At 39.3% G+C, this 23,724-nt stretch carries 25 protein-coding genes; 21 read left to right on the top strand and 4 right to left on the bottom strand.

Going from position 1 to position 23,724, the window contains the following annotated elements; genetic code table 11:
- Positions 1-2: 2 nt before the first annotated feature.
- Positions 3-536 (bottom strand): YaeQ family protein, encoded by a 534-nt coding sequence (locus HRT55_RS17870; RefSeq protein ID WP_291623397.1) that lies wholly within the window; start codon positions 534-536, stop codon positions 3-5.
- 173 nt (positions 537-709) lie between these two features.
- On the opposite strand from HRT55_RS17870, the gene HRT55_RS17865 reads away from it, so the two are divergent.
- Positions 710-2,779: a fused MFS/spermidine synthase gene (locus HRT55_RS17865; RefSeq protein WP_291623395.1), complete on the top strand. Its 2,070-nt coding sequence runs from the start codon at positions 710-712 to the stop codon at positions 2,777-2,779.
- Positions 2,780-2,920: 141 nt separating this feature from the next.
- Here the strand turns inward: HRT55_RS17865 and HRT55_RS17860 are convergent, their stop codons facing one another.
- Positions 2,921-3,340, bottom strand: a complete 420-nt coding sequence (locus HRT55_RS17860) for a VOC family protein (protein WP_291623392.1) — start codon at positions 3,338-3,340, stop codon at positions 2,921-2,923.
- Between the two features lie 369 nt (positions 3,341-3,709).
- Here HRT55_RS17860 and HRT55_RS17855 point away from each other — a divergent pair, with 369 nt between their 5' ends.
- From HRT55_RS17855 to HRT55_RS17760, 20 genes are all read left to right on the top strand, one after another.
- Positions 3,710-4,441, top strand: a complete 732-nt coding sequence (locus tag HRT55_RS17855) for a beta-ketoacyl synthase chain length factor (RefSeq protein ID WP_291623390.1) — start codon at positions 3,710-3,712, stop codon at positions 4,439-4,441.
- Complete coding sequence (locus HRT55_RS17850; protein ID WP_291623388.1) at positions 4,432-5,202, top strand: 1-acyl-sn-glycerol-3-phosphate acyltransferase; 771 nt, start codon at positions 4,432-4,434, stop codon at positions 5,200-5,202. Before HRT55_RS17855 ends, HRT55_RS17850 begins: the two co-directional genes overlap by 10 nt.
- Positions 5,195-5,446 carry a phosphopantetheine-binding protein gene (locus HRT55_RS17845; RefSeq protein WP_291623386.1) on the top strand — a complete coding sequence of 84 codons (252 nt, stop codon included), beginning with the start codon at positions 5,195-5,197 and terminating at the stop codon, positions 5,444-5,446. Before HRT55_RS17850 ends, HRT55_RS17845 begins: the two co-directional genes overlap by 8 nt.
- Positions 5,447-5,459: 13 nt before the next feature.
- Positions 5,460-5,711, top strand: a complete 252-nt coding sequence (locus tag HRT55_RS17840) for an acyl carrier protein (RefSeq protein ID WP_291623384.1) — start codon at positions 5,460-5,462, stop codon at positions 5,709-5,711.
- A gap of 38 nt (positions 5,712-5,749) precedes the next feature.
- Complete coding sequence (locus tag HRT55_RS17835) at positions 5,750-6,331, top strand: hypothetical protein (RefSeq protein ID WP_291623383.1); 582 nt, start codon at positions 5,750-5,752, stop codon at positions 6,329-6,331.
- Positions 6,321-7,772 carry a class I adenylate-forming enzyme family protein gene (locus HRT55_RS17830; RefSeq protein ID WP_291623380.1) on the top strand — a complete coding sequence of 484 codons (1,452 nt, stop codon included), beginning with the start codon at positions 6,321-6,323 and terminating at the stop codon, positions 7,770-7,772. The genes HRT55_RS17835 and HRT55_RS17830 overlap by 11 nt, the downstream gene beginning before the upstream one ends.
- Positions 7,773-7,774: 2 nt before the next feature.
- Positions 7,775-8,146, top strand: a complete 372-nt coding sequence (locus HRT55_RS17825; RefSeq protein WP_287206621.1) for a thioester dehydrase — start codon at positions 7,775-7,777, stop codon at positions 8,144-8,146.
- Entirely contained in the window at positions 8,146-9,024 is an 879-nt protein-coding gene (locus HRT55_RS17820; RefSeq protein WP_287206623.1) for a glycosyltransferase family 2 protein, read from the top strand. Before HRT55_RS17825 ends, HRT55_RS17820 begins: the two co-directional genes overlap by 1 nt.
- Positions 9,011-10,018 (top strand): acyltransferase, encoded by a 1,008-nt coding sequence (locus HRT55_RS17815; RefSeq protein WP_291623377.1) that lies wholly within the window; start codon positions 9,011-9,013, stop codon positions 10,016-10,018. The genes HRT55_RS17820 and HRT55_RS17815 overlap by 14 nt, the downstream gene beginning before the upstream one ends.
- An 18-nt stretch (positions 10,019-10,036) precedes the next feature.
- On the top strand, positions 10,037-11,584 hold the full coding sequence (gene hutH / locus HRT55_RS17810) for a histidine ammonia-lyase (protein WP_291623375.1): 1,548 nt from the start codon (positions 10,037-10,039) through the stop codon (positions 11,582-11,584).
- A complete protein-coding gene (locus HRT55_RS17805) occupies positions 11,577-12,026 on the top strand; it encodes a thioesterase family protein (protein ID WP_291623373.1) in 450 nt (149 codons plus the stop codon). Before hutH ends, HRT55_RS17805 begins: the two co-directional genes overlap by 8 nt.
- Positions 12,027-12,029: 3 nt before the next feature.
- Positions 12,030-12,770 (top strand): outer membrane lipoprotein carrier protein LolA, encoded by a 741-nt coding sequence (locus HRT55_RS17800; protein ID WP_291623371.1) that lies wholly within the window; start codon positions 12,030-12,032, stop codon positions 12,768-12,770.
- Positions 12,763-15,075: a hypothetical protein gene (locus HRT55_RS17795; protein WP_291623369.1), complete on the top strand. Its 2,313-nt coding sequence runs from the start codon at positions 12,763-12,765 to the stop codon at positions 15,073-15,075. The genes HRT55_RS17800 and HRT55_RS17795 overlap by 8 nt, the downstream gene beginning before the upstream one ends.
- Before the next feature lie 100 nt (positions 15,076-15,175).
- On the top strand, positions 15,176-16,276 hold the full coding sequence (locus tag HRT55_RS17790; RefSeq protein ID WP_291623367.1) for a methyltransferase: 1,101 nt from the start codon (positions 15,176-15,178) through the stop codon (positions 16,274-16,276).
- Positions 16,277-16,278: 2 nt separating this feature from the next.
- Positions 16,279-16,941 (top strand): DUF3261 domain-containing protein, encoded by a 663-nt coding sequence (locus HRT55_RS17785; RefSeq protein ID WP_291623365.1) that lies wholly within the window; start codon positions 16,279-16,281, stop codon positions 16,939-16,941.
- Positions 16,938-18,146, top strand: a complete 1,209-nt coding sequence (locus HRT55_RS17780) for a beta-ketoacyl-ACP synthase (protein WP_291623363.1) — start codon at positions 16,938-16,940, stop codon at positions 18,144-18,146. Before HRT55_RS17785 ends, HRT55_RS17780 begins: the two co-directional genes overlap by 4 nt.
- Before the next feature lie 17 nt (positions 18,147-18,163).
- The gene (locus tag HRT55_RS17775; RefSeq protein ID WP_291623361.1) at positions 18,164-18,613 is read left to right on the top strand and encodes a hypothetical protein; all 450 of its coding nucleotides are present in this window, start codon (positions 18,164-18,166) and stop codon (positions 18,611-18,613) included.
- 78 nt (positions 18,614-18,691) lie between these two features.
- Positions 18,692-19,423: a 3-oxoacyl-ACP reductase FabG gene (fabG, locus tag HRT55_RS17770; protein WP_291623359.1), complete on the top strand. Its 732-nt coding sequence runs from the start codon at positions 18,692-18,694 to the stop codon at positions 19,421-19,423.
- A complete protein-coding gene (locus HRT55_RS17765; protein ID WP_291623357.1) occupies positions 19,423-20,646 on the top strand; it encodes a beta-ketoacyl-ACP synthase in 1,224 nt (407 codons plus the stop codon). The genes fabG and HRT55_RS17765 overlap by 1 nt, the downstream gene beginning before the upstream one ends.
- Before the next feature lie 68 nt (positions 20,647-20,714).
- Positions 20,715-21,968, top strand: a complete 1,254-nt coding sequence (locus tag HRT55_RS17760; RefSeq protein WP_291623355.1) for an alpha/beta hydrolase — start codon at positions 20,715-20,717, stop codon at positions 21,966-21,968.
- A 134-nt stretch (positions 21,969-22,102) separates the two neighbouring features.
- Here the strand turns inward: HRT55_RS17760 and nth are convergent, their stop codons facing one another.
- Positions 22,103-22,762 carry an endonuclease III gene (gene nth / locus HRT55_RS17755; protein ID WP_291623353.1) on the bottom strand — a complete coding sequence of 220 codons (660 nt, stop codon included), beginning with the start codon at positions 22,760-22,762 and terminating at the stop codon, positions 22,103-22,105.
- A gap of 90 nt (positions 22,763-22,852) precedes the next feature.
- Positions 22,853-23,653, bottom strand: coding sequence for an electron transport complex subunit E (locus HRT55_RS17750; RefSeq protein ID WP_291623351.1), 801 nt, complete (start codon positions 23,651-23,653; stop codon positions 22,853-22,855).
- Positions 23,654-23,724 lie beyond the last annotated feature (71 nt).

Raw genomic sequence — 23,724 nt, 5'->3', positions numbered from 1 at the left:
TCTTACTTGAGTTTTATGGTTTCAACCAATAGGGTTTCTTCACCGGAAGTTAACCACATTTGGCCATCTTGAATACTGCATTGAAAATCCATGTTTCGGCTAAGTAGCTTAACTAAAGCTTCACAGGTACTTGGCTCGAATTGCTCTATGGTTAAGCGTGCAAATTTATTCATGTTTTGCTCAACTTGTGACCACCAAGTTTTCACGCTGGTGCCATAACAATAAAGTTTTACCGCTTTTGCTTGATTACAGGCTTTTTTCAGGCGCTTTTCATCTAGCTGTCCTAGTTCAATCCACAGGCTAATTTCATCACTGTAATTAACTTGCCAAAGTGCGGCTTCGGTTTCATCACTCAAACCTTTTCCAAACCTTAAGTCTTGGTGAGCATTGAGGATAAACGCCATTAAACGCACCATTACTCGTTGTGGCGTTTCAGAAGGGTGTTGGGCGATGGTAAGTTGCAAGCTGTCGTAATAATTACGATCCATATCGGCAAGTTCGATATTGGCTTTGTATATAGTTGCTTTAAGGGCCATGTCTGCTTAGAGGTAATAAATAATGGCGGTATCATAACAGCATGCTGCTGACTTGCCAAAAGAGAGCTAAATAGAAAGTTAAGCGGGAGATAAATGCTGAGCACAATATACTTTTTCAGTCATCTTAGTTACCATTCGCGTCATAATTTTTAACCAATGTCTTTAGAGTCTTTATGCTTTTTTTATCACTGATTTTTGTCGGTGCCTTTTTATTGTTTCAAGTGCAACCCTTAATAGCCAAAGTAATTTTACCTTACTATGGTGGCGGCGCAGCGGTATGGACGGCTTGCTTGCTATTCTTTCAAGCATTTTTATTACTTGGTTACTTCTATGCCCATAAACTCAGCAAAATAAAAGTAGTTAAAACACAGTTTTTACTGCACACCACTTTGCTGCTGGCGAGTTTACTGGTCTTGCCCATTGGCTTATCTCAAAGTATCAGCAGTGAAAATAACCTATTAACAGAGTCACCCCTTGCCTCCATTTTGATCCAGTTGGTACTTGCCGTAGGTTTCCCTTATTTTTTACTGGCAAGTACCGGACCTTTGGTTCAGCGCTGGTTAACTTTTGTTGATAAGGAAAGGCTACCATACAAACTGTACTCCTTGTCTAATTTTTCTTCATTGCTAGCGTTATTGAGTTTTCCTTTTGTCTTTGAGCCTTTACTTACCTCTGCGAACCAATCGCTATTATGGTCCGTTATTTACGCTATTTATGTGATGCTTTTTATCTTGGTGATGAAAAGAGTTTATGGACAGCTTTCCAGTCCAGAACTTGACGTTGTTATGATGACGAGTGAGCTAAATAATAATGACAGTATCAGTAAGGTGTATTTAGCGTTGTGGGCAGGGCTGTCGGGCTTAGGTGTAATATTATTGGTCTCGACAACTAATGCCATGACCCAGAATATCCCGCCGGTACCCTTTTTATGGATACTACCACTTTGCCTGTATTTGCTAACCTTTATCATCAGCTTTCATAGCCCTAAATGGTATGTTCGTTCCTATTGGTTTGCTTTATTCAGTTTGACTGCGGTCTTAGCAATTTTTATGTTTTTCATTGGCTCTCAATTTGACATCATTTCGCAGCTGGTCATTTATTCTTGTATTTTATTTACCGCTTGTATGATCTGCCATGGTGAATTGGCGCGATTAAAACCGGGCGCTAATGGCTTAACCCTATTCTATTTAGTACTGTCATTAGGCGGCTTTTTAGGCAGTGCCTTTGTTGCCTTTGTTGCGCAGAATATATTTGACCAATTCTTAGAATTCCCTCTTGCGGTGTTAATGCTATTTTTACTTTTTGCTTGTTCATGCTGGGTGTTGCGCTGCCAGAATAAATGGTTATTGCCGCTCAGTTTGACCGCTTTTGTTTTACTATCGGTGCTGTTTGTCTATTTCAATCAATTATTTATAAAGAATGACATTCATAGCGAACGTAATTTCTATGGAATTTTAAGTGTTAAAGATATCAAGGTGGGTAATGAAGTTGAACGCCGATTAATTGATGGCAGTACATCTCATGGCACTCAGTCTCAACAAGAAAGTAAGCGTTATACTCCTTTAAGCTATTACCGTAAAGAAACAGGTGTAGCGCTCGCTTTTGCACAAATGCGCCATTATAAACAGTTAACATTAAAATCAGCTAGCTCTGTCAATGTTGGCTTTGTCGGTTTAGGCGCAGGGACGTTGGCAGCCTATGGTAAAAAGGGAGATAACTTTACCTTTTATGAATTAAATCCGGCAGTGATTGAGGCAGCAACAAGCTATTTTACTTACTTAGATGACTCTGCGGCAGATATCAACTTACTGCTTGGTGATGCGCGTGTTTCATTAACGCAAGATACAGTAGGTGAAGCAAGGCCGCTTTTCGATCTGTTAGTCGTCGATGCTTTTTCGGGTGACAGTATTCCACAACATTTATTGACCCAAGAAGCGATCGCTCTTTACTTAAAAAATATGAGTGATTATGGCGTTATTGTCATTCATGTCTCGAACAGTCACTTAAATTTACTACCTTTAATGCGTGGCTTAGCAGCAGATCAACAGATGGCTATCCGATACTTTCATACCAGCGCTCAGCAGGCACATGAGCATGATACTCAATGGGTTTGGTTAAGTAAAAATGAGCAATTGATGAGTGATGTTCTTGTTAGAGCATATCAAAGCGATTGGCCTGATGATGAAGCTAACAAGGTATTATGGACCGATGCACACAGCAGTTTAATGTCAGTATTAAAGTAGCTTTACCCGTTACCATTCAAAGTGCTCAAGCACTCTGTAACATGCATCTTGATTGGTAAAGGGTACAAGTAATAGCAGAGGTACGCAGTAGTATAATAAGTAAGATAAATATTTTTTATTTTACTTATTACTTATGAGCTATTACCAACTGCCGGTGTTTTCCATACTTAACCACGGCTCTAGGGGCGCTAGAGAGCCATTTTTTTGTAATAATTCGATAGCAATACCATCAGGGGAGTTAACAAAGGCCATGTGACCACAACGTGGAGGGCGGTTAATCGTTATGCCTGCGTCTTGTAATTTTTGACATGTTTGATAAATGTCATCAACTTCAAAAGCTAAGTGGCCGAAACTACGTCCGGCAGAGTATTCTTCGGTAGATCCCCAGTTGTAAGTCAGTTCAACTTCAGGGCCGCCAATTTCAGTGGCTAAGTACACTAAGGTAAATTTACCCGCGGCTACTTCAGTTCTTCTAGTCTCAATCAAACCCAGTTTATCGATATAAAAATCAAGGGATTTGTCTAAATCGCTTACGCGTACCATGGTATGTAAAAATTTCATAAGGCTCTCTACTTGCTAAAAGAAGGTTAAGTTAAATTAAGTTGGTCAAGTTGAATAAGGAGGCAGGGCGGCAATGGGGCTTCGACCTTTCAGTTATACTATCACAGTGGTGAGTTGGCATTTTAAATCAAAACCAATAAAATGGCGAAATAACCCCTGCTCTTGCCAGTGACAGTGCTGGTACTTTTACTCTACAATAGGTTTTTTTTAAGATCATTTACATATAAGGAATCAAATATTATTGGTCTTATTTTCTGTTGTTATTGTCATTATCTCGGCAAACAAGTTTGTAGACTAAATAGCATTTTGGTAAAGTGCCCGGTAATAAAATAAAAACGATCTAAGACAAGTAGTTACTACGAAATAATAATGAAAGTTTATATAAAAAATATTAATGTATGGCTACAAGGGCTAGATAATAGCTTATCGCTAACTTCATGGGCGAATAACGAATTAAAGCTAGCAGAAGACTTTATCATTCCCAAGCCTCAGTATTATCCTAAGGGGCAATTAAGACGATTAAGCCCATTTAGTAAGATTGCTCTACATTGTTTGGATATTCCAGCAGCATTAAGCCAAAACTTACCCTTAATATTTGCTTCTCAGCATGGTGATTTAGCCAAAACAATCACGTTAATTAAAGATGCGGCCTTAGGTGAAGACTTATCACCGACCAAATTCGCCTTGTCAGTCCATAACGCCACCTCGGGATTATTTAGCATAGCAACCAATAATACTGCGGCAACTACTACCATAAGCGCCGGAGCTAACACTTTTTTTGAAGGTCTTATTGAAGCTAGCATGCAGTGTCAGCAAACTAATACCCAGGTTATTTATAGTTATTGTGACTTAGATGTACCCGAGGAATATCGACAATTTGAGCAGGAAAAACCCGCTCGTTGCATCACTATGATCCTCTCGAGTAAAAGAGAAAATCATAATTTGGCCGCTATTGATATTGCCTTAAATAACGCTAAAGCAGACAGTGAAAATACCTCGCCAGCAGAGTTGAGCTTCATTCGACATTTTTACAGTAAAAACAATCAAACAATAGCAAGTGGCAACTATTTGATCTCACTGGACTTTAAGTCATGCAGCTAGCGAATTATTATTGGCGTTTGTTTGCCACTGGTCTGTGCTTCGTTAGCTTTGGCTTAGGCGCGCTATTTATTTCTTCGATTATATTTCCGCTACAAACGTTATTTATCAAGGATAAAAGTAAACGCAGTAAAGTTGCGCGCTATACCATACATAAAGCATTTCGATTCTTTGTTGTTATGATGAAGTTCTTTGGTGTGCTCAGCGTCAAATTAGAAAACTTTACCCAGCTGGAAAACTTACGCGAGCATGTGGTTATTGCTAATCACCCGTCACTTATTGATGTCATTCTAATTATTGCCTACTTACCTAATGCCGATTGTGTAGTTAAGTCATCATTATTTACTAATCCCTTTTTACGGGGGGTAGTAAAACGAGTGGGCTATATTGACAATGAAAGCGCTGAGCAACTCTTTATTGATTGCAAAAAAAGCTTGGCTTCGGGCTGTAATATTGTGGTTTTCCCTGAAGGTACCCGTAGCGAAATTGGCCAACCTCTGCACTTTAAAAGAGGGGCTGCGAATATCGCTGTGCGCTGCCAAGCAAATTATCAACCAATATTCATTTCAGTACAGCCAAGTACATTAACTAAAAATAAATCGTGGTATGATGTGCCGGATAAAAAGTTTGTTATCACTTTGACAGCTAAAGCAATCATTGATAACAGTGTGCATTTTGATGAGCAAAACCCCTCTTTAGCCGTGCGTGCATTGACTCGAGCAACACAGCAGTATTTTTGTAAGGAACTAAAACTTAATGACTGATCTTAAAGCAACATTAAAATCATTAATTATTGAAACGCTTGACCTAGAAGATATATCTCCTGAGGACATTGTTGATAGCGAACCATTATTTGGTGAAGGCTTAGGCTTAGACTCGATTGATGCGCTAGAGCTTGGTTTAGCAATTAAGAAAACTTTCGATGTAAAAATTGAAGCCAATTCAGAAAAAACCAAAGAACACTTTTATTCAATTAATAACCTAGTTCTTTTTATCGAACAAAATTAGTACTGAGAAGAGCATGCAAAGTAAAGAAGAAATATTTTCAATGTTAACTGAACTCTTAGTTGATGAGTTTGAAATTCCTGCTGAAGATATCAGTTTAGAAGCTAAATTATATGACGAGTTGGATTTAGATAGCATTGATGCTGTTGATTTAGTTGTTAAGTTACGTGAACTCACCGGTGTAAAAATTGACCCCGAGTCATTTAAACAAGTTCGCACTATAGGCGATATTGTTAATGCCTTAGCTGAGATTTCTTTGGCTGCTTAACGATAAACTATCTATCAAAGTACGTTGGTAAAATCCTTGTGGTAAAAATAATTCTAGCCTTAGTAACGCTCGTTTATCCCTTTGTGGTGTTTTATGGTTTAGCTGAGTTTTCTATCCGCTGGGTTAGCTTTATCCTGTTGCTACTTTTCTCTATTCGTTTATTAATATTAAGAAAAAGTAGCAGCATCAAGAATAATTCTGCGCAAGTATTAGGCCCCAAAGCAAGTAAAGTGATTTCAGTATTGGTATTAAGCTTTTTACTGTGTAGCTTTATTTTTGATATTGAAGTGGGCTTGTTGTTTTATCCCGTTATTATTAATAGCGCTTTGGCTTTGATTTTTTCCTATTCGTTAGTCAATCCTCCACCCATCATTGAGCGTCTTGCACGGCTAACTCAAGCTGATTTGCCAGATCATGCGGTAATTTATACACGTACGGTAACTAAAGTATGGTTAGGTTTTTTCATCCTCAATGGCTTCGTTGCTTGTTATACCGCCTTATTTACTAGTTTACAAACGTGGACTATTTACAATGGCTTCATTGCTTATTGTTTAATGGCGCTGCTCTTTACTGGCGAGTATCTGGTGAGGTTAAGGGTGCAAAAACTTAATGACAATTGATCTTTATACTTTCCCTGTCGACAAGCAGAATAACTTTATTCAGCGCGAAGTGAGTATTTCTGGTCAACAATGGGCAAAAGAATGCATAGCCTTAGCACAACAGATAAATAGTTATAGCGAGGAAAATTGGCTGTTATATCAGGATGATTTTTATCAATTCAGTATAAACTTTTTTGCCCTTTTATTAGCAGATAAAAATATTGTGCTCGCACAAAGTGAACAAGCTGAACGGTTACAACAGGCAGCTAAGTTTGCCGATATCACCATTGGTGACAGGATAATTACTGACAGTGTTAGTGGTGAAAGTAACCAGTCGCAACCTTTAGCACATTTTAGTCCTAATAAAGACTGCTTGGTCCAAGATTCAACGCCAATAGCACTTAATATTAATGCCAACACTACTATCACTTTGTTTACTTCAGGCTCGACCGGTGATGCCAAAGCCATTAAGAAGTATTGGTACCAGCTAGCAAATGAAGTTGAATGTTTAGAGCAGCTGTTTCCTCAGGCGCTTTCTCCTCAACAGCTTACTTCTGAGCAAAGCAGCTGTATTTTGTCGACGGTTACCCATAAACATATTTATGGTTTGTTGTTTAAATTAATTTGGCCAGTATTTACCGATAAACAAATTATTTGTGAAACGATTGAATACCCAGAGCAAATTGAACAGTACAGTCAAAATTTCACTAAACTATTGTTGATTTCAAGTCCAAGTTATTTAGCCCGTACGGCTCAGCAATTTTCAGCGCAAACAATGACAAAGATTCAGCGCGTTTTCTGCTCGGGCGGGGCGTTAAGTGCAAATGTTGCAGATGAAATTTTTAGCAAATACCAGCAAACTATTACTGAAGTTTATGGCAGTACGGAAACCGGCGGTATCGCTTGGCGACAACAAAGTAAAAGTGTCCAATGGCAGTTATTTCCACAACACCAAGTGAGCTTAGCCAAAGATGACACCTTAGTATTAACATCAAATTTTTTGGCTGAAGGTGAGCGTTACAAAACTGATGATAGAGTTGAGCTCAACGGTCGATTTTTTAACTTGCTGGGTCGAGTTGACCGCATTATCAAGTTACATGAAAAAAGGCTGTCCCTTGATGAAATGGAAAGCCAATTAATCAGCCTGGAAAATGTTAATGCTTGTCATTGTTTTGTTTTAGATACCTTGCAAAATAAAAGCGCATTGGTTGCGGTAATAGCCTTAAAAAATAACAATGCGCTACCTAGTGATTTAAGCGAAAAGAAGTTGTTAATCAATAGCTGTAAAAAAGCCTTACTGTCAGTATTTGAACCGTCCTTATTACCAAGGAAGTGGCGTTTTGTTGCGCAGCTGCCTTTTAATAGCCAAGGCAAGCTAGTAAAAACTGAATTAGTAACCCTTTTTAACTCGAGTAATAAGGTTCATCAGTATGACTTAATGAGCATCTGCCTTAATGAATAAAGATGAATGAGCAAATATTAATGAAAAACAATGCCCAAAAACTACTGCCGAGTATTACCGCCATAGAACGAACGAGTGATTCTGTGATATTAGATTTAAAAATAAATGCACAGTTAAGATGTTTCAAAGGTCACTTTGATGATGTTGCCGTGGTGCCAGGTGTGGTGCAATTAGATTGGGCTATTACCTTTGCTCGTGAATATTTAGCTATGTCAGGTGATGTGCTAAATATTAGTGTCTTGAAATTTCAAAAACTACTCTTACCTGAGATGCAAGTACAGCTTGTTATAGAGAAAAAACATTCGGAAAAATTTAGCTTTTGTTATTTCAAAGATGACGATAAGTTTGCTTCAGCGCGCGTGGTATTAGGCTAATGAGTGGTAATACCGATAGTACCAACAGTATTGATAGCAGCACTGTTTGCGCAATTATACCTAGTTTTAATCATAGTGCTAAGTTGGCGCCAATCACGGCCGCATTATTAGCAAAAAATATCGCGGTAATTATTGTTGATGATGCCAGCACGGCAGAGCACAGTACTGTGTTAGTAGAAATTAGCGATGGCGATGATAATATTCACTTAATAAGCCATCAAGTAAACCAAGGCAAAGGCGGCGCGGTTATCACCGGTTTAATGGCTGCGCAAAAGCTGGGTTTTAGCCATGCTTTACAAGTAGATGCGGATGGACAACATGACCTTAATGATATTGAGGCCTTACTAGCATTGTCGGTAAAATATCCGCTGGCGTTAATCAGTGGTAAACCGGTATACGATGACAGTATTCCTAAGGGCCGTTTATGGGGGCGCTCTATCACGCACTTTTGGGTGCATATTGAAACATTGTCCCTGCAAGTAAAAGATACCATGTGTGGCTTTCGAGTTTATCCATTGGCCACTAGTTGTCAGTTAATAAATCAGGTCAGTCTAGGTAAACGCATGGACTTTGATATTGAAATTATGGTGCGTCTTTTTTGGCGCAATGTTGATATAAAGTTTATACCAACCAAAGTGGATTACCCCGAAGATGGCCAATCTCACTTTAGAGCTTTACATGATAATGTACTAATTAGCTGGCTGCATACCCGCTTAGTTATTGGCATGTTGGTACGATTACCCTATTTAGTGATGAGTAGATTGCTAAAATCAAAAGTTAAATCCACGTTCAAGACAGAATCAAAGCCAAAAGCAGAAACACACAAAAACCAAACCGCTAACAAAGTAGAGCAAGGTATTACTCATGACGACAACTAGTCATTGGTCATCAATGGGTGAACGTGGCTCAAAACTTGGTTTAAAAACATTTTTGCTGTTTTATCAATACGGCGGCCGCTATTTAGCCTTGCTTATCTTATACCCTGTTATTTTGTATTTTTTTATCACAGGTAAAACAAGTCGAACGGCGTCACAAAAGTATTTGGCTAAACTGCATCAAGCGGGTTATTTAGCGAAAAAACCTAACCTATGGCTTAGCTTTAAACACTTTTTAGCCATGGGTTTTGCCGCTTTAGATAAAGTGGATGTCTGGTTAGGGAAAATCAGCATGAACTCTATTAATCATATTAACTATGCTATTTTTGAACCCTTACTTGTGGCAAATAAAGGCGCGTTAATCATCGGCTCACACTTAGGTAATCTTGAGGTATGCCGTGCGTTAGCTAACGACAATACCGGTGCCTGTTTTAACGTATTAGTATTTACCGAACATGCCCAGCAATTTAATGAGCTGATTAATAGTTTAAATAGCGACGTTAAAGTAAACCTAATTGAAGTCACTGAAATGGGGCCAGCTCTTGCGATTATGCTGCAAGAAAAAATCAACCAAGGTGAATATGTTGTTATTGCCGGTGATAGAACCTCCACCACGGTGGCTAGCCGCGTTATTTATCATGACTTTTTAGGTGAACAAGCACCATTCTCTCAAGGGCCTTTTATTCTTGCCGGAATATTGCAATGTCCGGTGTTAATGATGTTTTGCTTAAAGGCAGCTTCATCGAGCAAACATGCATATGATTTAATTTTTGAAGAGCTATCTCCGGGTGTGCACTGGCGTAGAAAAACACGTGACCTTGAGTTAAGTAAATTAGTAAAAAAATACGCTGAAACATTAGAGAAATACTGTGCACGTTACCCACTGCAATGGTTTAATTTTTTTGATTTTTGGCAACAAGACAGCATCAATAGCAACAGTATTAATAGCAATAATATTAATACTCAACAAAGTAACAATATTAAGCGAAACCGCTAAGAGTAGTAGGATACCGATATGTTAGAAGAAAATAACACCACAGTTTTTGGCGCAGCAGCATTAACCATTGAAGATATAGTTGCTATAGCTAAAAATGAAAAAAAAGTGGCGCTGTCAAATGACAGTGGCTTTACCCAAAAGATAGATGCCGGTGTTGCTTTTTTAGATGCGTTATTAAAAGAAGATGGCGTGATTTATGGTGTAACAACCGGTTATGGTGAATCATGTACAGTGGAAATTCCGCCAGAATTAGCCAATGAATTACCACTGCATTTAACCCGTTTTCATGGCTGTGGCTTAGGTGATTATTTTTCTCCAGAGCAGGGCAGAGCAATCTTAGCCACTCGATTAGCGTCATTGAGTCGTGGTTACTCAGGTGTTAGTTGGGCGTTGTTAAAACAATTTACTGCGTTTTTAAATAACAATATTATTCCGGTTATTCCTGAAGAAGGTTCGGTTGGTGCCAGTGGTGATTTAACACCACTATCTTATGTTGCAGCTGCCCTTTGTGGTGAGCGTGATGTGTATTACCAAGGTAAAAAAGTTTCGGCCAAAGTGGCGTTAGCTAACGAAAAGCTTAATGCAATTACCCTACGCCCTAAAGAAGGTTTAGCGATAATGAATGGTACGGCGGTAATGACAGCATTAGCATGCCAAGCTTTTGATAGAGCAGCTTATTTAACAAAATTGAGTGCTAGGATCACGGCCTTGAGCAGTTTAGCGTTAAAGGGCAACAGTAATCACTTTGATGACATATTGTTCTCGGTTAAACCTCATCCTGGTCAAGCAGATGTAGCCTCATGGATACAACATGACTTAAATCATCATGAGCATCCACGCAATTCACATAGGTTACAAGACAGGTACTCAATTCGTTGTGCACCGCACGTTATTGGTGTGCTGGCGGACTCATTACCTTGGCTGAGACAGTTTATAGAAAATGAATTGAACAGCGCTAATGACAACCCAATAATTGATGGCATTGGTGAACACGTTTTACATGGTGGTCATTTTTACGGTGGCCATATTGCGATGGCGATGGACAGTATGAAAACCGCTGTTGCCAATATCGCTGATTTACTTGATAGGCAAATGGCCAGTTTAGTGGATGTAAAATACAACAATGGTCTACCGCCGAATCTATCGGCGGCGGGACCAGAGCGACTTGCCATTAACCATGGTTTTAAAGCGGTACAAATAGGTGCTTCAGCCTGGACTGCTGAGGCGTTAAAACTGACCATGCCAGCCAGTGTGTTTTCCCGTTCAACAGAATGTCATAATCAAGATAAAGTCAGTATGGGCACTATTGCGGCGCGAGATTGTTTACGGATTCTACAGCTTACCGAGCAAGTAGTGGCAGCGACACTTTTATCTAGTTATCAAGCGGTTACTTTACGCATTCAACAAAATGAATTAGATCGTGATACGCTAGCGGCACCGATTGCAGAAATGTTGACGGATATTGGTGAGTTTTTTGAATTAGTGACTGAAGATAGACCACTTGAAGGTGTTTTAAGAGCGACGGTGTCATATATCCAAGAGCAGAGATGGTCACTTTATGAGTAAACAAGAGTATGTAACTACCGCTGTTGATATTGAAATTCCGTTTCATGATTGTGATCCGATGAACGTGGTTTGGCATGGTAATTATCCACGCTATTTTGAGGTGGCTCGCTGTCAATTATTACGTTTATTTAATTACGACTATCTAGATATGCAAGCCTCGGGTTATATGTGGCCTATTGTCGATATGAGGTTAAAGTACGTCGGCTCAGCTAAGTTTACTCAAATGATAACGGTTACGGCGACTTTGGTTGAGTATGAAAACAGAATCAAAATTAATTATTTGATCACCGATAAAAATAGCGGCGCAAAGTTAACCAAAGGTTATACCATACAAGCGGCGGTTTCGATGGACACTAATGAGTTGCAATTTGAGTCGCCGGCGATTTTAATTGAAAAATTACAGCCTTTCTTAGCTGCCCATATTAGCAGCGCCACGAGATAAGTAATGATGAATTTTGCCAAGGTGAAAAAAGTGACTACACCAAATACTTTACTATTAAAGCTAATGCCAGCACTAACATCAGCCTTAACGTCAATGACAACGTTAACTGTAATGCTAACGTTAATACTAGCCACACTTTTTACCTCATCAGCAAATACGGCTTCAGCGGCGAATATTGTTATGGAAAAGGCCGATGCTTTACAGCCAGTAAAAGGTTTTTTTTCACAAAGTAAAAATATAAAACCGTTAAAACGTCCTTTTAAGTCACAGGGCAGTTTTGTTTACTGGCCTAATAAAGGCCTACTTTGGCATACACAAAAGCCGATTGACTCAATAAAGTTGTTTGCTAATGACGGTGTTTATAAAGTTAATGGACAAGGTGTTTTGGTAAAAGAGGCACAACTTGATAATGAGTTTTTCTTGGCCTTATTTTCCGCTGATCAAGAAAAATTAACACGATTTTTTATCATTGAATCATTGCCAAATAATGCTGCTGATGGACACTCACTTTGTCTGGCGTTAACACCCCTGAGTGAGACTATGCAAAGCTTGTTTAAAACCATTAATCTTTGCATGAGTGAAGACAATAATGGCGGCAGAATCTCTAGCGTAGAGCCGAAAGCTGTGCCGAAAAGAATGCCGAGTAAAATAGAGCTGATTGAAGCTAACGGTAATAACACTGAAATTAACTTGCAGTTATCAAGTGAGTCAATAAGCGCCAAGGAGTTAGCTTATTTTGACTAAGGGTTTGAATCAGGGTTCTGCTAAGGGCTTAACTGAGAGATCATATTTAGTGTTATGGCTGTTAATGGTCCTAGTTTGTAGTGCTATTTTATTGCTTAAATTCAATAAATCAGAGCAACAATATCATGCTGGTCTGCTGGCTACCCTGGAAATAAACACCCCAAAACATCAAGCAGCCATCAGCCTTGGGCAGAATTATCAAAATAAATTATTAATACTGGTCAGTCATCAACAGCTTGAACAAGCAGTAGCTATGGCGAGCGAAATAAGAGCACGTTTACAACACCAGCCTTGGCTAGAAAATGTCTATAGCAACCCACTTAATTCTAAACAGTTACAACAACTTGTTTCCTATTATGGCGCATCACCATTTAGCTATTTAGCCGACAAACAAAAAGCAATACTGACTTCCGCGTTAACAGACAAACAAACAGACGCTATTTCTGCGCAATATTTTTCCTTGCTGAATCAATGGGCTGATCCCATTGTTAGCCAGTCTTTAGAAAAAGATGCCACCTTAACCTTGGCTTCATTCATAAAAGAGCGCTTATCTATAAGTACTCAAGGAAACAGTCATTGGCAGTTTAACCAACAAGAATTTATGCTTAAGGGCGATGATAAAAACTACATCCCTATTTTTATCAGCATCAAGGCAGAGTTTACCAATATTCGTGATTCAGTTGATATTTATCAAGAGTTACAAAACATCAAAGCGAGCTATACACACTTTGCTACCGAGAATAAAAGTGCTAGTGAAGTATTAATGACAGGCATGATTTTGCACTCAGCCGCAGCAAGCTTGCAGGCGCAGTTTGAAATTAGCAGCTTTGGTCTATTTTCTCTGCTTGGTGTTATCTTAATTATTCTTTTGGCCTTTCGGGCTATCACACCGTTACTTGCTTGCTTAGCTGTTATCGGTAGTGCACTGTTGGTGGGCATAGTTGCCTTAACCTTATGGTTTGAAACCATACATTTACTGGCTTTTGTCTTTGCGGTCAGTATCTTGGGTATTGCCGTTGATTACGGTTTTCATGTTTTGGTTTTGCGCCAACAGACACAAGCATCAGCAGAGAGTATTCGCCGGAAAGTCTTTCTGCCACTTACCATTGCCTTGGTTTCAACCATTGCCGGCTACAGTTTGTTTTTTACCACACCGATTACTTTATTACACCAAGTGGTGGTTTTTGTTGGTTTTGGTTTGGTTGGCGCTTATTTGAGTGCCTTACTGTTATTACCTAGCATTACATTTAAAAGTCGCGGTACTTCCTTTGCGGTATTACCTAAACAAAATTTTGCCTACCTCGTTATCGCCATGGTTATTTTTGCCATTAGCATTTCGGGGTTAAATTTTGATGATCACATTGGTAATTTAAATACTAAATCAACGTTGTTAGTACAAGAAGAGCAAAAGGTCGCCAGGTTAACGGGAGAGAGTGTTTATCCTTATATGGTACTGATTAAAGCGAATAGTCAAGATGAGCTACTTGCAGATGCCCAGCGACTTACTAAAGGTCTACGAGGGCAGGGAACGGTATTAAAAAGCATTGCCGATTGGCAACTTTCTAAATCCGCACAGCAAAATAATATTGACTTAGTCACCGCGAATTGGCGATTAAATAACTATCAGACTATTGCGCCTTATTTCGATGAAAGCGCGATAGCATCGTTAATTAGCCAAGCAAAACCCATAGCAACAATGCCAAGCTTTATTGCACAAAATATGGGCCTAGATATTAAAGAAGTAGCGGGGAAATATTGGACAGCTTTATTATTGAGTGCGCCGGTTTCCGACATGCAAATGCAGTTTATCAGCACCTTTGAAAATGCCAGTTATGTCAATTTACCCCTTGCGCTGTCACAGCAGTTAGCAGAGGTGAGGACAAATGTTTTACAGCTTGCCTTACCGGCAATGTTAGTGATATTAGTCATTTTAAGTCTTTATTTTGGTCTACGGAGTGCCTTCATTATGTTGCTCGTACCGACAGTATCTGCTGGGCTGGCACTGGTCTTTAGTCAACTTTTCCAACCGAGTTTAAATATTTTTAATGTATTGGCTTGTTTACTGATTATTACCTTAGCCATTGATTATGTGGTGTTTTTTAGAAGTCATGGTGTGACAAAAATCATTAGTCACACCATTAGTCTTTCCGCGCTTTCATCAGCGCTAACCTTTGGCGTAATGTCTTTTAGCACTACACCTGCGGTGAGTAGCTTTGGCTTAACCTTATTAATCGGTATTTGCTTAGCTTGGCTGTTAAGTCACTTAACACCATTAACGTTCACTAATAAGAAAGCTAAAAATTAAATTAAACAATAGCTTAGCTAATAAGTAATGTAATAAACAAGATAATAATAAATTTTAATGGCGCTTATCTGAATACGCCATACTAAACGGAAGTAAAAATATGATCCAATTACCTGAACAAGGCGAACTCTCTGCTGTTGCCGCTAAGTCTATGGCGCAACATATCGCCTTTTCACCTTATATTTTTCAAGCAACAGCCGCATTGAAAGATTTAGGTATCCTACAGTTTATCGATAAAAATAGACGTAAAGGTGTTTTGTTAAATGACATTGTTGACGCAGTAAAAGTCAGTGAATACGGTGTGAGTGTTTTATTAGACTTTGCCTTAACTTGTGGCTTAATTACCGTTACTCATGAAGAGAATGAGCCTAAGGGCTTATCACGTTACCGTATAACCAAAGTTGCGTTTTTTCTTTTACATGATGAAATGTCGGTGGTGAACTTTGATTTCACCCAACACTTTGCTTATCAGGGGTTAGCTAACCTTACTGAGTCAATTAAAACCGGTAAACCAGAGGGCTTAAAAATGTTTGGTGATTGGCCAACATTATATCCACATTTACCCGAGCTGCCGGACAAAACAAGAGCGAGTTGGTTTGCCTTTGATCATTTTTATTCTGACCATGCTTTTGATGAAATATTGCCATTGGTTTTTGCTAGCAAACCGAAACATATTGTTGATATTGGTGGTAATACCGGACGTTTTTCGACTAAGTGTTTACAGCATGATAGTGAAGTGCAGGTAACCATTATGGACTTACCGCCGCAGTTGGCCAAAGCACAACAAAATATTGACCAAGCCGGGTTAAGTGAGCGTTTCCATGCATTTCCTTGTGATATGTTAGACCCAAACCAAGTATTAGCTGCGGATGCTGATGTTTATTGGATGAGTCAATTTTTAGATTGTTTCTCTGAGCCGCAAATTCAAGTGATTTTATCGAATATTGCTAAGGGTATTTCAGCTGGACAAAAGGTGTTAATTTTAGAAACTTTTTGGGATGCACAAAAATTTGATGCCGCAGCTTTTAGCTTAAATGCCACCTCACTGTATTTCACCTGTTTTGCTAACGGCAATAGTCGTATGTATGCCGCAGATAAGTTCAAGGCTTTAGTTACAGCGAGCGGTTTAATAATAGAACAACAAATTGATAATATTGGTTTAGGCCATAGTTTATTAGTGTGCAGTAAAGCGGCAAAATAACCATGCAAGTAAGTAAAAAATTATTCGCTAAAGTTAATCAATACATTTTACTGGTCTGTGCTGCTCTTATGGTCAGTGGCTGTGCTATGCACATGGATAATGTTCATCGAGTGAACCTTGATGATGATATTGCTTATATATTGCAACCTATACCTGAGACGTTGGTTAATACGGGCATACAAGCAGTATTTACACTTAAGCAGCAGGGTAAAGAAAGCCAGTTTATGATTCAAGTTGAGATGACATCATCTCGTCTACTCGTTTCGGGTTTTACCATTGAAGGACTATCACTGTTTAGCCTTGATTGGCATACCGAATTGGGCACACTGGTTTATGATAAAAAAATTGCCATTGACCCCTTAAGAGTGCTGGCGGAGTTGCAATTAGTGCTCTGGCCTAGCAGTGATGTTACACAAGGTTTAGAGCAGGGAACACTGAAAGTGCTAAGTGTTAACTATCGCGAGATAAGCTCAAATAATGACGTTATTTATCAAATTAAACAGCAGGATAATATTAGCCAATTAGTGAATGTTAAAGCTGGCTATTCAATTGAGATAAAAGAGTTAGACCGCTGGTCTCTGTCAGAAACAAAGTTAAATGAAAAATCAGATAGAAATGGCTCAGTGAATGAACTAACCGCTGATAACGTGGAGATCACCCCGTGAGCATTTATTTGAATGAGCTTGGCTTAGTCTGTGCACTGGGTACAGATAAGAAAACCGTGTTAACTAATTTTCTTGCCGGTGAGCAAGGCTTTATGAAAGCCGATAGTAGCTTTGGCATTAACACCGTTATTGGCAAAGTGGACGCTAAATTACCTGATTTGACTGTATTTGGTGATTACCAAAATAGTCGTAATAACCAGTTAGCTTTTCTTGCCTTTGAACAGATCTCAGTAAAGCTAAAACAATTAATAGTAACGCTTGGTGATGAAAAAAAGCGATCACTTAATATTGCTGTTGTTATTGGCACTAGCACCTCAGGTATCGCCAGTGGCGAACAATCAATGCAGCAATATTTAGCTAGCGGAGAACATGATAAAAATTATCACTATGCCATGCAAGAGATGGGCGCCACCGCTGAATTTATTGCTAAGTTAGCAAAGGCCAATGCCAGTGTTTATGGTATTTCAACGGCATGTACCTCAAGTGCTAAGGCCTTAATAAGCGGCCAACGTTTGTTAGAAAATGGCTTAGCCGATATTGTTATCGCTGGTGGCGTTGATAGTTTATGCAAAATGACCATCAATGGTTTTAATGCGCTAGCGTCTATTTCTGCATCTCATACGTTGCCATTTCAAGCTCAGCGCTGTGGCATTAATATTGGTGAAGGTGCGGCATTATTTGTTATGAGTCAGTCAGCAGATGATATCGCTCTGACGGGCTTTGGTGAAACCAGTGACGCTCACCATATTTCAGCGCCACATCCAGATGGCGACGGGGCAAGTAAAGCCATGTTAGCAGCCCTAGAAAGTGCTAGTTTATCAGCAAGTGATATTAGCTATATTAATTTACATGGCACAGGCACGGTACAAAATGATGCCATGGAAGCTAAGGCGGTGGCGAAGGTATTTGATAATGTTACACCTACAATACCTTCCACTGCCAGCAAACACTTACATGGTCATTGTTTAGGTGCTGCTGGCGCTATTGAAGCGGGTTTATGCTGGTTATTATTAAGTGATCTTAACAAAGATAATCACTATCCAGTCATGGAAATTATTGGCGATTTAGATACAAATATTGCGCCGATAAATTTAATCACTGGAAAGAGCCCGACAAATAAAATACTTCGACACTGCATGTCTAATTCTTATGCTTTTGGCGGCAATAATGCCAGTTTGATTTTATCCGTTGAGAAAGCGAATTAAAGGCTTTTATTAAAATTATGTATGATATTGAAGCAGTAATAAAACATAGAAAACCGATGCGTTTAGTCGATCAATTAATTTCGTTTGATGAAAGCAGTGCTTGTGTATTGGTAAATATCAATGAAGAAAGTGAGTTTTATCAAGCAGAGCGACGCGGCGTACCGAGTTATATTGGTATTGAATATATGGCGCAGTGTATTGCTGCTCAGGCGGGTGCAAATGAACTCGCTCGCGGTGGCGACATCAGACTTGGTTTTTTATTAGGTACTCGTAAATATAAACCTAATTGTAGCTTTTTTACCTGCGGTGAAACCTTACAGGTAACCGCTACACGACTATTGGCAGATGCTGCGGGTTTATCCGTTTTTGATTGCACCATTGTTGCAAAACACCAGCAAGAAATTATTTTAGCGCGAGCAAAAATCAATGTATATCAGCCAGACAATGCTGCGGACTATGTCAGCTAAGAGTGTCAGCTAAATATTAAGCGGACATACTTAACTGAATCATAGGCAGAATAGCTAAGTAAGTGACAGGAAATATAAATGAATAATACAGTGTTAGTAACAGGCTCTAGTAAGGGCATTGGTAAAGCTATAGCTATTGAGTTAGCAAAGAGTGGTTTTGATATCGTCGTTCATTATAATAGCGATATCAAAGGTGCACAAGAAACCTTAACCCAAGTGAATCTGCACCAGAGTGACGGTAATAGCCGCATTGTCCAGTTTGATATTGCCAATGAAGAGCAAAGTAGGCAGGTTTTAACCAGCGATATTGCAGAGTTTGGTGCTTATTATGGTGTTGTTTGTAATGCTGGTGTACATAGTGATAATGCTTTCCCTTCCATGACGAGTGATGAATGGCATAAAGTGATTCACACTAATTTAGATGGCTTTTATCATGTGGTTCACCCGCTAATTATGCCAATGATCCAGCTGAGAAAAGGTGGCCGTATCGTCGCTATTTCTTCGGTGTCGGGTATTTTAGGTAATCGCGGCCAAGTTAATTATAGTGCTTCAAAAGCAGGCTTAATTGGTGCGGTAAAAGCCTTAGCGTTAGAGCTAGCGAAACGTAAAATTACAGTCAATTGTGTTGCGCCAGGTATTATTAAAACAGAAATGACCGAGGATATGCCTGACGATATGATCAAGCAATTAGTGCCGATGCGCAGAGCAGGTAGTGATTTTGAAGTAGCAGCGACAGTAAATTTTTTATTTTCGTCAGGGGCCAACTACATCACTCGCCAAGTCATAAGCGTTGATGGAGGGTTAAGTTAATGCATCGTGTTGTCGTTACCGGAATGTCAGCAATTACTGCCTTAGGCGATAACTGGCAGGACTTCTCAGCTAAGCTGAAAAAAGGTGAAAATGCCGTTCAATATCATACCTTGTGGGATGGTTATGATGATCTTAATACGCGCTTAGCTGCGCCTATTGTTGATTTTAAAAAACCTAAACATTATACCCGAAAACAATGCCGCTCTATGGGCCGAGTCTCCTTGATGGCAACCACTGCTACTGAGCAGGCATTACAACAAGCAGGCTTGTTAGAAAGTGAGTTATTAACTAACGGTGATATGGGCATAGCATACGGCTCAAGCACTGGCTCTACCGCACCATTTGTTGATTTTGCTAATTTGCTCAGTGAAAAAAGTATGAACGGCATAACCTCGACCAGTTATATCAAAATGATGGCACATACCACAGCAGTCAATGTAGGTGTGTTTTTTGGTGTTAAAGGGCGTGTATATACAACGAGTTCTGCTTGTACGTCTGGCTCGCAAGCATTAGGTTATGCCTACGAAGCGATTAAATACGGTAAACAAACCGCGATGATCGCTGGCGGCGCAGAAGAGCTTTGTGTCACTATAGCGGCAGTCTTTGATACCTTATTTGCAACCAGTACACAGAATGACAAACCGAAAAACAACCCTAAACCTTATGATGTCCAGCGTGATGGTTTAGTGATTGGTGAGGGGGCTTGTAGCTTTATTCTGGAGAGTTATGAATCTGCAAAAGCGCGCGGCGCGACAATTTTTGCAGAACTCGTTGGTTTTGGTACTAACTCAGATGGTCAGCATGTAACTCAGCCGTCAGCTGAAACTATGCAAATTGCTATGGAAATGGCACTAAAAGATGCCGCCATACAAGCAAGTGACATTGGTTATGTTAATGGCCATGGCACGGCAACAGAAAAAGGTGATATTGCTGAAACTCAGGCGACAGAAAAAGCGCTAGGTAAAGATACCGCGATAAGCTCTCTTAAAAGCTACCTGGGTCATACCTTGGGTGCTTGTGGCAGCATTGAAGCTTGGGCAAGTATTAATATGATGAATGATAACTGGTTTGCACCAACAGCCAATTTGACAGATATTGACCCTCAATGTGGCGATTTAAACTATATCCAAGGTGAAGGCCTAAGCAGAAACACAGATTACATTATGACTAACAACTTTGCTTTTGGCGGTATTAATACCTCATTGATTTTTAAAAAATATTAAGACCTCACTGAATTAATAAATATTCTAGTGAGTGAAGGGCTGCTTTTAAATAAATTTAAGGACGAAATATGTTAACAATAAGGCACGCCTTGCAAATACTCGTTTGTTTATTTGCTATCTCTGCTTGTACTCTGCTTGAGTTAGAAAAGCAATCAGAGCAGTTAGAAGACATTGCTTCTATCTCAGGGACTATTGAGACCAGTGGCGTTAAAAAACCAGTTTATGTGGTGCTGCTCAAGCAATATGACACACATTTAGAAGTCTTAAATCAAACCATACTGGATAACAGCAAGCATTATGAGTTTGATTTATTGCCCGGCAATTATATTGTTGGTGCTTACATTGATGAAAATAAAAATCAGCTAAGAGATAAAAGTGAAAAGTTGGTCTTTTATAGTCAAGGTACTAACATCTTTCAAAACATTCACCTTGTTGCCGACCAGCACTACATTGTTGATAGTTTTAGTGTAGATAAAGCGGTTAATCCTAATGGCACTGACAATATAAAAATAAGGCTGCCTAAGGTTAAGGCCAATATAGGTAAGGTTGTCTCATTAACTGATAAAATGTTCGCCCAAGAAAATTCTTCCCTCGGTTTATGGCAGCCACTAACTTTTCTCGATAAATTTGGCGGCGGCTTATTCATGTTACAAGCATATGAGCTAGATAAAACACTCGTAATTTTTGTTCATGGTGCATTAGGTAATCCAACCGAATTTAATCAAATAATTCAAACACTCGACCGTGATAGATATCAGCCATGGGTACTCTATTACCCTAGCGGCATTCAATTAGACTTGGTGAGTGACTATTTTCTAAGTTCACTAAAGCAAATGAAGACAGAGTATGACTTTGTCGATATTCATTTGATTACTCATAGCATGGGCGGGTTAATGTCTCGCTCATTTTTGATGAAGCATCAACAAGAGCAAGCCAAGTTTAATGTTTCCTTGTATATGACAATTAATAGCCCTTTATACGGTATGGATAGTGCCAGGTCAGGAGTGGATTCATCTCCTATTATTATCGCGTCATGTCGTGATTTAGCCACAGACAGTGATTATATTCGAAGAGTTCACCGTTGGCGTATGCCTGATGATACTGCCTATCATTTGGTTTTCTCCTACTTACCAGGAGAAGAGGGCGATGGTGTTGTACCAATGAGCAGCCAACTTTCTTTGTCATTACAAGATGAAGCCACTAAAACCTATGGCTTTGAAGCACAGCATGCGCAGATCTTGAAGCAAGAAGTGTTTGTGCAACGCTTTCATAAAATATTAGCTGAGCACTATGAAAAGCTAAGCCTAAATAAGGCTGACTGAGTATCTGGGTCTATTGATCTTTCGATATTATTTTTACAGCAGTTCGTTTGAAATGTAGGCAAGGCAGAGCGAATGACGTGTAGCTTGCTACATGAATGTGCGATAACACAGTATACGTATCAAAAAAACGCTGTCTATTCAGTTTTTTCTTTAAAATCACACAAGTCTTCAATAATACATGAGCCACATTTAGGTTTACGCGCAACACAAGTATAGCGGCCATGAAGAATGAACCAATGGTGTAAATTAAAAAAGAACTCTGTTTTTCTCGGGGTATGTTTAATGATGTTTTTTTCGGTCTCTTCTACGGTTTTTCCTTTAGCGTAACCAGTGCGGTTAGCGAGTCGTTGAATATGAGTATCAACGGCAATAAAGTAATTACCTTCATCATCTTTTAACCAGCCAAAAGCGGTATTTAACACCACATTGGCGGTTTTACGACCTACACCGGGTAATGCTTCCAGAGCGGCTCTACTTTTTGGTACTACACCACCATGTAAGTCGACTAACATTTGACAGGTTTTAATAGTGTTAGCTGCTTTGGTATTAAATAAACCAATGGTTTTGATATAGCCTTTTAAACCCTCAAGGCCAAGGTCTAAAATAGCTTGTGGTGTATTGGCAATAGGGTAGAGCTTGTCGGTAGCTTTATTCACACCAACATCGGTGGCTTGCGCTGACAGTAATACCGCAATAAGTAGTTCAAATGGGCTAGAAAAATTTAACTCTGTGGTTGGCTCTGGATTATTAGCGCGCAGCCGCGTTAACATCTCTAAGCGTGTTTCTTTATTCATGACTTTGCTCTTCTTTTATATTCAACTCTATTCTATTAATTGATTTGTTGACGATTTTTGCTTAATTGGACAAATTAAGCAAATTGGAAGCTAAGAGTCAAAATTTACCCGTACTCGTTCAATAACTAGGTCTTTATCAACTATTTTTTTAGTTTTTATATGGTTATCAATGGCATTTTTAAGCGCAATTAAAAAGCCCATGGCGATAAAGGCACCAGGTGGCAGAATCGCCAGTAAAAACTGACTATCAAGCTGCATCACTTCAATGCGAAGTACAGTGGCCCAGTCACCTAGTAGTAATTCAGCACCATCAAAGAGTGTGCCTTGTCCCAATATCTCTCTTACTATACCTAATATAATTAAGATAATAGCGAAGCCTAGACCCATCATTAAGCCATCAAAAGCCGATTGTTTAACTGGATTTTTTGAAGCATAAGCTTCAGCTCGACCAATAATGGCGCAGTTAGTAACAATTAACGGTAGGAATATGCCTAAAGATTGGTAAATGCCAAAGGTATAGGCATTCATCAGCAACTGCACACAAGTGACAAAGGCGGCAATGATCAAGACAAAAATAGGTATACGAATTTCTTTAGGTACCCAATGACGGATTGCTGATACGGTAACATTGGAACAAATAAGTACCAGCATAGTTGCCACGCCAAGGCCTATAGCATTCGTTACGGTGGAAGTTACCGCAAGTAACGGGCATAAACCAAGCAGTTGTACTAAACCAGGGTTATTTTTCCATAAACCTTGTATGGCTAATTCTTTATATTCGGCTTTCAGATCAGCTGCGGCTTGTAACTTTTCAGCCGCTGCTTCTTGCTCATCAATGTTATCAGTAACATCAGCTTCTTTACTGTTTTGTGGTGCTATATCATTGTCCATTAGCAGCCTCTTGCTTTATTGGTTTCGCGGTTTGGTTAGCTGTTTGGTTAGCTGTTTGGTTAGCTGTTTGG

Source organism: Colwellia sp., assembly GCF_013214175.1.
GTDB lineage: Bacteria > Pseudomonadota > Gammaproteobacteria > Enterobacterales > Alteromonadaceae > Colwellia.
Note: the sequence above shows the minus strand (reverse complement) of the source record. Positions and strands in the feature narration are given on the sequence as shown.